General features: G+C 39.3%; 6 protein-coding genes. All 6 read left to right on the top strand.

Annotated elements, in window-relative coordinates; translation table 11 throughout:
* Positions 1 to 564: 564 nt before the first annotated feature.
* The 6 genes from KIH86_RS02880 (at position 565) to KIH86_RS02855 (ending at position 6,456) form a co-directional block, all read left to right on the top strand.
* Entirely contained in the window at positions 565 to 1,224 is a 660-nt protein-coding gene (locus KIH86_RS02880; RefSeq protein WP_223084478.1) for an HAD family hydrolase, read from the top strand.
* Positions 1,225 to 1,267: 43 nt separating this feature from the next.
* Positions 1,268 to 2,422 (top strand): aminotransferase class I/II-fold pyridoxal phosphate-dependent enzyme, encoded by a 1,155-nt coding sequence (locus tag KIH86_RS02875; protein WP_223084477.1) that lies wholly within the window; start codon positions 1,268 to 1,270, stop codon positions 2,420 to 2,422.
* 16 nt (positions 2,423 to 2,438) lie between these two features.
* A complete protein-coding gene (locus KIH86_RS02870; protein ID WP_223084476.1) occupies positions 2,439 to 3,323 on the top strand; it encodes a dihydrodipicolinate synthase family protein in 885 nt (294 codons plus the stop codon).
* A gap of 26 nt (positions 3,324 to 3,349) precedes the next feature.
* On the top strand, positions 3,350 to 4,114 hold the full coding sequence (locus KIH86_RS02865) for an SDR family NAD(P)-dependent oxidoreductase (RefSeq protein WP_223084475.1): 765 nt from the start codon (positions 3,350 to 3,352) through the stop codon (positions 4,112 to 4,114).
* A 41-nt stretch (positions 4,115 to 4,155) separates the two neighbouring features.
* A complete protein-coding gene (locus KIH86_RS02860) occupies positions 4,156 to 5,037 on the top strand; it encodes a DMT family transporter (protein ID WP_223110285.1) in 882 nt (293 codons plus the stop codon).
* 6 nt (positions 5,038 to 5,043) lie between these two features.
* A complete protein-coding gene (locus KIH86_RS02855; protein WP_223084473.1) occupies positions 5,044 to 6,456 on the top strand; it encodes an MATE family efflux transporter in 1,413 nt (470 codons plus the stop codon).
* Positions 6,457 to 6,486: the final 30 nt, after the last annotated feature.

Here is a 6,486-nt window from a genome sequence, read left to right as displayed (position 1 = left end):
AGGGAATATTTTCACGATCCCCACAGAACTAAAGAAGCGTTTGAAAATGGATATTATAAGATTGGGGATATTGGATACCTGGACGATGATAGATACTTGTATTTGCTGGGCCGTAATCGAGACATTATTAATAAATCAGGCATTAAGATTGATCCGTCTGAAATTGATGAACAATTACTTGCTTACCAAGGGGTAATTGATGCGGCAACTATAGGGNTCTCGTTTATTAAAACAAATGTCCCTAACTTTAATCTATCCCAATTGCAAGACTATATACACTCGAAGCTTGAAGCTCAAAAATGGCCTCAACAGATCCATATCGTTCCTCACATCCCCAAAAATCATATTGGAAAAATCATGAGGGATGAACTTGTGAAGATCATTCATCAGCGGGAGGAGGTGAGATAGAACATGGTTAAATGCGATGAGAAAGTGATTGAAGTTTTGAAGGGAATTACACAACTCGAAGATATAACGATGGAAAGCAGCTTGACTNATGTTTCCTAAGGTAATGGATTTAGCCCAGTATATCAAAATAAAATCCTAATCTAGGTGGTAAGCAGTATGAAGAACATTATTTTGTTTGACTTCGATGGTGTTATCATACAATCCGAACCAGTAATTAAAGCTGCCTTCATCTTAAGCTATCAGGATTTGATTAATGACGAAGGAGTCCCCCCCGTTGAGGAGTATTTAAGCCACATGGGCGATTCTTTCGGCAATATCATGGATAAAATGAAACTGCCGCAAAAAATGTACGAAGTGTTTTGTCATTACAGCAATCGGCTTGTGAATTTGATCGAACTGGTTGAGGGATTTACAGAAATACTGGATTTATTAAAAAATAGTTCAAAAAAAATAGGACTAGTAACGGGTAAGGATCGGAAAAGAACGATAGACATTCTTGGAAGATTACAGATCATCCAATACTTTGATGTGATTGTAGCGGGTGACGATGTGAAACATCCAAAGCCTCACGCTGAACCCATTCTAAAAGCTGTGAGTGAATGTAATGGAAAACATAGCGAAGCCATAATGATCGGTGATTCTCCTAATGATATTATCGCCGCACGAAATGCAAATATTGAAAGTTGCGCTGTTCTATGGGGGATAGGGAAAACTGATGAACTATTTCACGAAAAGCCACAGTTTATCGTGCGTGATCCGAGGGAACTGTCCGTTTTGTTAAAACAAATGATCTCCCAACCTCAATTCAAGTACTGAAATTGTACTGGAAATATACTACTTAAAGAGTCAGGAGGATGAGATGCAAACCAAACAAAACGATTTGTCAGAGTATCTTACAACGCTTATGAGAAAGAAAGTTTCCGCAGCTAAGGAATCAGGACTTGATGTAATAGATTTCACAATTGGAAATCCAGACTTACCCCCACCCGCTGAGCTTTTGGAACAGTTGATTCAAGAAATTCGATTAATAGAAAATCACTCTTATCCAAATAGGGAAACACAAGGCAGCCAACAATTGTGTGAGGCTATTGCCACATTCTATCGTAACCGATTTCATTTGGAGCTAGATCCTGCTTTGAACGTGATGCCTCTAATTGGTTCTAAGGAATGTGCGCATTATTTATGTGTCTCTTTACTGAAGCCTGGAGATTTAGTCATTATCGTTGAACCGTGTTATCCAACTTACAAGGTGAATGCTGTATTGGCCGGGGCTGAAGTCTTCGAGTTGCAAACGAATGCTGAAAATGATTATCTCCCCAATTTGGATGACATTCCGGAGCATATTTTGCGTCGAGCAAAGTTGTTCTTCACCAACTATCCGAATAACCCCACAGGTGCTACGGCCCCCTTATCCTTCTACAGCAAGTTGGTAGACTTAGCTCGTACATATAACTTCATCATTTGCAATGATAATGTCTACTCGGAGCTTTATTATGACGAGCACCCCCCTCATAGCATCTTGGAAGTTCCAAACTCTCTCGAGGTGGCTGTTGAGTCACACTCATTGTCAAAAACCTTGAACATATGTGGTTGGCGTGTAGGAATGCTATCAGGAAATCGTATGGTTATCAAAAGGGTTTTAAATGTCAAACAGTATGCCGATGCCGGAATTTTTATGCCAATTCAAATAGCTGCATCGAAAGCTATGTTGACCCAAGAACAATTTGTCAGTAGTTTACGCGATATCTATTGCCATCGAAAGCAGGTATTGCAAGACGGACTGATCCGGAATGGTTATTGGGTATATCCATCTACTTCAGGAATGTATGTATGGGCACGAATACCTGAACATAGAAATGCGCCTGAACATGTGGAGTTCCTTTTATCAAAAGGGATTGCTGTTAACCCGGGAAAAGCATATGGGGATTTCTATTCCGACTATGTAAGATTTTCATTGAATGTTCCCATAAATAGAATCGAACAAGCTATCGAAAGAATCGTGACTAATTCATAACTAGGAGTGAATTAACATGTTAAAAGGCAACCAAGTTCTAATCGTAACACCTTTTGAAAGTAATTATGAAGTTGATGAGAGCAGTCTAGTTAATTTGGTAGATCACTTGGTAGAGCAAGATGTAGCAGGCATTATTGTGCTTGGTACAACCGGTGAGTTCTTTAGTCTTCAAGATCATGAGAAAAAGCGGATTATTGATATTACGTCTGAAAGAATAAAAGATAGAACAGCCCTTATTGTAGGCGTTGCCCATTCAGGCTCGAGTATCTCAGCGGATATGGCACGTTATGCCGGAGAAAAAGGAGCATCAGCTGTTTTGCTTCCGCCTCCTTATTATCATGTGCCCACCCCAGAAGGGATGATTGATCATTTCACGATAGTTGGACAAAGGGGCAATGTGGATCTCATGGTTTATGACGGCGGTGGGGGAATAGAAGTTCCCATTCATGTGATCGAGAAAGCAAGGGCAGCTACATCTAAACTGCGCTATATTAAATTAACTGCTCCAAAGGTAACAAAGGTAAGGGAATACCATGAAGCATTTGGATCCGAAGTTTCAGTTTTTGCCGGTGAAGATCTGCTGATAATGCCGGAATTACTCGAAGGCGCAGATGGGTTAACAACAGCTGCAGGTAATTTGCGTCCGAAAGAATTAACAGAAATCTTTAATCTAGTTCAGAATGAGAAATTCTCCGAAGCCCAAATGATCCACGATACTCATATAGCCCCGCAAGCCATCGTTACCGGATCTATCCGCAACGAGTTTATTCAATGTTTCAAAACTTCGCTCAAAATGATGGGGATTATCAAAACAGATACAGTTCGCCCGCCGTTGCATCGTTTGTCTGAATCCAGAATTCAAAACTTATCATTAATGCTCCAAAATCAAAAATTAATCTGAATAGGAAAAGATAAGGGGAGAGTGTGATGAGGGGACTTTCTGGAAAAACCGCGGTGGTTACGGGGGGATCCAGTGGCATCGGTTATTGCATTGCTCATCGCCTTAGCGAGGAAGGATGCAATGTTATTATTATGGATATCGATGAACACGGATTGGATTCTGCTCAAAGATTAGAGCTTGAAACGGGAAATAGGGTTCGATTCATTAAGGTAAATATTGCAGATGAAGAATCGATTATTAAGGGATTTCATTTGATCAAGGAATGGGTTGACTCCGTTCATATCCTGGTCAATAATGCAGCGATCTTTCTAAGAGGCAGCGTTGAAGCCACTTATGATGAATGGAATAAAATTCTTGACGTTAATGTCCTGGGGGCATCTTTTGTTAGCAAACACTGTCTGCCTCTCATGCTGCAAAGTGGAGAGGGTTCCATTGTGAATCTTTCATCGATTAGCGGTATTATAGGCCAAGCCAACTTTGCTGTATATAATGCTTCAAAATTTGCGATTCGTGGGTTAACAAAATGTTGGGCAATTGATTTGGCAAAACATAATATACGGGTAAATAGCGTGTGCCCGGGTTATATTGAATCGCAATCTTCCCAAAGATATATCGATGACAATGGTTTAGATAAGTCCATCATTGATAGAAAGATTTCGCAGCTTCATATCTTGGGACGACAAGGAAGGCCGGAGGAAGTGGCCAGTGCAGTTTGTTTTTTAGCTTCAACGGATGCTTCATTTATCACCGGAGAAGATTTAATGGTCGATGGTGGGTATACGGCGCGCTAAATAGATAACGAATACTTATCTCCGGAAATGGTGTGACAATTATGAAAATAGAGGCCTTTTTTCGAAGCAGGACCGGAATTGTTGTAGCTTCCGTTATTGCAACAATACTGTGGGGAAGTGCATTTCCTTTTATTAAATTAAGTTATCGCGAGCTTGGTATCCAACAAGGTGATGTGTATCAACAGATTTTATTCGCAGGGTATCGCTTCACATTAAGTGGACTGATAATTATTTGTTTTATGAGCGTTAATCGGCAGCGAATTGCCTTAGTTCCTTCAACACTGAAGAGGATAGTCAGAGTATCCCTGGTGCAAACCTTTCTTCAATATTTATTTATATACATAGGATTAAGTCGAAGCTCCAGTGCAGTAGGTTCTATTACATCGGGGGCAATCTCATTTTTTCAGTTAATTCTTGCTCATTTTTTATTTAAAGAGGATCATTTAAATCCCAAAAAAATGCTCGGGATTGTCTTCGGATTTATGGGATTGATCCTGCTATTTTATAAAGGAGACCGCACAATCGAATTTGGAAGTGGAGATATATTGTTATTTTGTGGCGCATTTTCTGCGTCCCTTGGCAATATATTATCCAAAGTGGAATCCCGTCATATTTCTGTATTTTATTTAAATGCTTATCAAATGCTCCTGGGCGGGGTTGCATTAATATGCATATCATCTTGGAAGATAGGCATCATTCCATTCCATTTTGAAACAAAATCTCTGCTTCTCTTACTATATCTGTCGATGGTATCAGCTGTGAGCTTTATTTTGTGGAATTACTTGCTGAAATGCAACCCGGTGGGGAAAGTATCCATGTACATGTTTTTAGTCCCATTATTCGGAGTGGGATGGTCTATGCTTTTACTTCATGAGCATATACAGAAACTAATCTGGGTTNCGACTTTACTGAAAAAAAGGTGAACATTTATGGAAGCAGAAGCAGAAAATATTAAGTTGCAAGAATCGACCGGATTGTTATTGAGTCAAGAAAAAGAGGGATCGCTATTTTCATCGATCTTCAAATTAGCAATTCCAATCGTATTGCAAAATTTGATAATTTCATCGTTGGGATTTGTTGATTTTCTGATGATAGGAGGGCAGGGCGAAGCTTCGATTGCTGCAGTAGGATTGGCTAATCAGGTTTATTTTATCTACACTTGCATCCTATCATCCCTTTGTTCTGGTGCATCTATTTTTACAGCACAGTTTTGGGGGAAAAAGGATGTTCAACAAGTCGGAAGGATTCTTGGAATGGTACTAAGCCTTTGCATTAGCATCGGGGCAATCTTCAGTTTGCTATCGCTTTTTTATTCGAAAGGGTTAATCCATTTATATTCGAACGATGAGAAGGTTGTACTAATGGGCGGGAAATTTCTATTTATTATTGGGATCAGTTTTGTTCCAACAGCTATAACCTTCTGCTATTCAGCCATATTACGCAGTATTGAAGTTGTTAAAATGTCCATGTATATCAGTTTTTTTGCTTTAAGCTTGAATACCACTCTTAATTACCTGTTTATCAATGGTCTATTTGGCGTTCCGAAATTAGGGATAACTGGTGTCGCAATTGCAACTTGCCTATCAAGATTCATAGAAATGCTTCTGTTAATCTTCATGGTTTATTTTAGGAAAACACAACTGTCATTTAAGAGTTTGAACCAATTATTTGATTTTGATTTCAGCCTCCTCAACAAATTTTTGCGAACTGCAGTTCCGCTATTAGTTGGCACATTGTCTTGGGCATTGGGAATTTCAGTATACCACATGATATACGCGAGAATTGGTACTGATTCAATCGCTGCTTATAACGTTGCAAGTACCATTGAAAATTTGGCCTTTGTGTTCTTCATAGGACTATGTGGGGCAAGCAATGTAATAATCGGCAAAAATATTGGAGCTGAAAAACCGGATGTGGCATATCATCTTGGTAAAAAAATCGTACTGATTTCATTCATCGGTTCTATCGCAGTAGGCTTGCTGATTTATGTATGCTCTTCACCGGTTTTATCCCTTTATGACCTATCCGCAGCAGGATTAAGTAATGCTGTGAACATACTTATGGTTATGTCTCTACTACTGTGGCTCAAGGTAATCAATATGACTCTGATACAGGGAGTATTGTATGGGGGAGGGGATACAAGATTTACATTAATCCAGGGGATCATTTCCATGTGGCTATTCGGTATTCCCGCAGCAATAATTGGACAACAGGGATTTCATCTCCCTATTTATTGGATTATGGTTATCGCGGTATTTGGTGAAGAGATGTCTCGATTTATTATGGGGATTACGAGGTTTATTTCAAAAAAATGGATCAATAATTTAACCAATGCGGTTTAGCATCGTTTTTTCAAATCAAAATAAGAAGCG

The organism is Paenibacillus sinensis (assembly GCF_019904155.1).
Lineage (GTDB): Bacteria > Bacillota > Bacilli > Paenibacillales > Paenibacillaceae > Paenibacillus_AQ > Paenibacillus_AQ sinensis.
The sequence above is the reverse complement of the archived record's forward strand: the minus strand, read 5'-3'. Positions and strand labels throughout refer to the sequence as shown.